Source organism: Algibacter ulvanivorans (assembly GCF_048381495.1).
In the GTDB taxonomy this organism is placed as follows: domain Bacteria; phylum Bacteroidota; class Bacteroidia; order Flavobacteriales; family Flavobacteriaceae; genus Algibacter_B; species Algibacter_B ulvanivorans.
Genome location: NZ_JBLWGD010000079.1, coordinates 1 through 286, shown reverse-complemented (window position 1 = coordinate 286; position 286 = coordinate 1). Strand labels below are relative to the sequence as shown.

Annotated in this window: 1 protein-coding gene; it reads right to left on the bottom strand. The window is 66.4% G+C overall.

What is annotated here, in order from left to right; genetic code table 11:
- Positions 1 to 286: methylenetetrahydrofolate reductase (locus ACNG5D_RS16035; protein ID WP_418184535.1), on the bottom strand; the 286-nt coding region annotated here is incomplete at both ends.

The window sequence follows — 286 nt, the reverse complement described above, 5'->3', positions numbered from 1 at the left end:
AGGCGTCGGTGTTGTAGAAGTACTGGGTAATCGCGCTGTCGGCGCCGGCATCGACCTTGCGCTTGAAGTTGCGCAGGTCGGCCATCGCGTCTTCCGCCTGCGGATGGGTTTCCGGATAGGCCGCGACTTCGATGGTGAAGTGGTTGCCGTGCTCGGTGCGGATCAGTTCGACCAGCTCGTTGGCGTAGCGCAGGTCGCCGCTGCGGACCATGCCCGAGGGCGTGTCGCCGCGCAGCGCGACGATGCGGTCGCAGCCCAGCGCGCGATAGAGCTTGAGCAGCGAGCG